Origin of the sequence: Trebonia sp. (assembly GCF_049794275.1) — a bacterium.
Classification (GTDB): domain Bacteria; phylum Actinomycetota; class Actinomycetes; order Streptosporangiales; family Streptosporangiaceae; genus Trebonia.
This window is the reverse complement of record NZ_JBARCR010001136.1, coordinates 1-2,997: the sequence shown is the minus strand read 5'-3', so window position 1 is coordinate 2,997 and position 2,997 is coordinate 1. Positions and strand designations below refer to the sequence as shown.

Sequence of the window (2,997 nt, the reverse complement as noted above, 5' to 3'; positions counted from 1 at the left end):
CTGGTGCTCGGCGACCACGGTGTGGTGCAGGTCAGCCCGTGACGGCGCTTCCGCGCTTCTTGCTGTTATCAGCGCCCTTGTCGATTTGTCCCTAATTGCGCGGAACGCGGCGACCGGTGCCGAAGGCGGCGAAGCCAGGTATGGCGGCGAACCGGCCGGGCGCCTTTCTGCGGCGCCGCTTGAGCTCTCGGGGCCGGCTGAGCTTCCGGGGCCGGCTGAGCTCCCGGCGCCGGGGCCCGAGTCGCCTTCGCGGCCTGCGCCGCGCGCCAGCGCGCGACCATCTCGTCGGTGTTCACCAGCCGCACGTGAATCGGCGGCCCGACCGGGATGCGGCGCCACTCGATGATCCGCCGGTTCAGGTCGCCGAAGGTCTCGCGTACCTCGGCCTCCGAGCGCATCTCCCCCACGATCTCGGTCAGCTGCTCGATTTCCCGGCGCAGCTTCAGCGGCGTGGGCAGGAATTCCTCGGGCGTAACCCCCTCGCGGCGCGCGTAGTCGCGTATCCACGCCTGGCCGAAGTCGCCGTCGCCCGTCGGCTTGATGTTCAGCGGCTTGCCGGCCCCAGGCAGGTTGTCGAACACGCCGCGATTCTCGGCGTCAGCGATCTGCTGGTCGATCCATGAAGTGAAGCTCTGCTGCCGCGGCTTGCGCTCGGTCATCAGCATTCATTTTACCGAGACCTACCGAAGCCAGATCCGGCCACCTACTCGCGACGCTCGTCGTCGTCAGCGGGGCCACCGTCCGCACTCCCCGGACGACCGGGCTGCTCGGGCTGCTCGGGCTGGTCCGGGGTCCGGTACGCGGCGACAAGACGAGCCACCAGGGTGGCCAGGAATATCTGGCCGGTCAGCGCCTCCAGGACCGCGATGGAACGGCTGCCGCTCTCCGCCGCGGTGAAGTCCCCGTACCCGAGGGTGGTCAGCGTGGTGAAACTGAAGTACTGGAACGTCTGGGTATTGGCGGGCTCGTTGTCTGCGAAGAAGTCAGACGTGCTCAGGTAGTTTATGGCCGCGAAGCTGGACGCGAACATCAGCCCGATGATGATGTAGGCGCTCAAGGCGCCGTAAATGCTCTGGATCGTGACCGTGCGCTTGGCCAGCACCCGGCGCACAACCATGATCACGGCCATCAGCAGGATCAGCGCCTTCCACAGATCCTCGGCCGCCTTTCCGTTCGGGGAGCCGGACAGGGATGCCAAGAACGTCACGGCGGTGCCGATCACGGTGGCCGCTCCGATGACCAGCGGCCACGGCGCGGGCAAAGGCGAATTGCGCAGGGCTATCAGCAGGACGAAGGCGAACAGGAGGACCTGCACCTCGGTGGCCAGCTTCGCGCCGCTGAACGCGGCAAGCAGGTAGGTACCGATGAGAAGCAGCAACAGCAGGCCGTAGCGGCCGCCACGATTTGCCGCCGGGGCCTTGGTGGCAGTGCCGGATCTTTCTCGCTTGCCTGTGTGGGCCACGCCTCAGACCACCATCTCGGCAGCCGGCGCGCGCCACCCCGGACGGGTGATCCCTGCGGCGGCGTACTGTCAGAGGGCCAAACCAGTCCGAAGGGGGCATACCGGTGCGCGTCCTCATCGCCGGCGCGGGCATCGCCGGCCTGACGACCGCGCTCGCACTGCACGCGGTGGGGATCGAGGCGCAGGTCGTGGACTCGGCTACCGAACTGAAGCCCCTCGGCGTCGGCATCAACCTGCTGCCGCACGCGGTTCGCGAACTCACCGAGCTGGGGCTCGGCCCCGCACTCGAGGCGACCGGCATCCCCACCACGGAACAGGCCCACTTCGACCCGCACGGCGGCTTCATCTGGAGCGAACCGCGCGGCAGGAACCTCGGCTACGCATGGCCGCAGTACTCCATCCACCGCGGCGAGCTGCAGATGATCTTGCTGGCCGCGGTCCGCGGACGGCTCGGCCCTGAGGCGGTAAAGACGGGCACCACGGTGACCGGTTTCACGGAGCGTGACGGCTTCGTCGAGGTACAGCTTTCCATTCGTCGGAACGGCCTCGTGGTTCCAGCCCGCGCCGACCTCCTCATCGGCGCGGACGGCCTGTACTCGGCGGTCCGCGCCCAACTGCACCCGGGCGAGCCGCCGCCCCGGTGGAGCGGGGTCATGATGTGGCGCGGCGTCACGACTGGCCCGCCGTTCTTGTCCGGGGCGACGCTCGCCGTCGCGGGCAGCACCACCAGCCGCAAGTTCGTCGCCTATCCGATAGCGCGGCGGGACGACGGCACGGTGCTGATCAACTGGGTGGCCGAGGCGATGATCGGCGGCGAGGCGCCCCCGGTGCGGCCGGACTGGACCAGGGAGGGACGGCTCGCCGAGGCGCTGCCGTACTTCCGCGACTGGACGTTCGACTGGCTGGACATCGCCGGGCTGATGACGCGGACCACGGAGATCCTTGAGTACCCGATGGTGGACAGGGACCCGCTGCCGTTCTGGGGACGCGGCCTGGTGACGCTGACGGGTGACGCGGCGCACCCGATGTACCCGGTCGGGTCCAACGGCGGGTCGCAGGCGATCATCGACGCCTCGGTGCTCGCCAGATCGCTGGCGGACGAAGGGGCGGTCGCCAAAGGGCCGGGCGCCCTGGCCGCCTACGAGGCAGCCAGGCTGCCGGCGGTCAGCAAGATCGTGCTGGCCAACCGCTCTATGCCCGTCGACGCGGTGCTGGACATGGTCGCCGCCCGCGCCCCGGACGGCTTCGACCGGATCGAGGACGTGCTCGACGCCGGCGAGCTAGGGACGCTGCGCGACGCCTACCGGGCCACCTCGCAGGAGGACGTGGCCGCGCTCAACTCCCGCCCGCCAATTCTCCCAGTTCCACCGCGAATCCCACCAATGTAAGCAACCTAACGCGTGACGGCGCGGTCTAAAGAGGCATGAGGACGTTGCCGGCCGCGTGCGCGGCTGCCGCCGCCGTGCTCGCGCTCGTCGCCGTGGGGACCGGCTGCGCGAGTCCGCGGCCGCAGCGCCCGGCGAGAACCCTCGCCT

At 69.4% G+C, this 2,997-nt stretch carries 3 protein-coding genes; 1 reads left to right on the top strand and 2 read right to left on the bottom strand.

The features are described 5' to 3' along the window. Positions 1 to 68: 68 nt before the first annotated feature. Positions 69 to 659: a DUF1992 domain-containing protein gene (locus tag WA805_RS28215; protein WP_425243841.1), complete on the bottom strand. Its 591-nt coding sequence runs from the start codon at positions 657 to 659 to the stop codon at positions 69 to 71. A 44-nt stretch (positions 660 to 703) separates the two neighbouring features. Beyond that, a complete protein-coding gene (locus WA805_RS28210) occupies positions 704 to 1,378 on the bottom strand; it encodes a potassium channel family protein (RefSeq protein ID WP_425243840.1) in 675 nt (224 codons plus the stop codon). Between the two features lie 188 nt (positions 1,379 to 1,566). Here WA805_RS28210 and WA805_RS28205 point away from each other — a divergent pair, with 188 nt between their 5' ends. Then, positions 1,567 to 2,850, top strand: coding sequence for a flavin-dependent oxidoreductase (locus WA805_RS28205; RefSeq protein WP_422289906.1), 1,284 nt, complete (start codon positions 1,567 to 1,569; stop codon positions 2,848 to 2,850). The last annotated feature ends 147 nt before the right edge of the window (positions 2,851 to 2,997 follow it).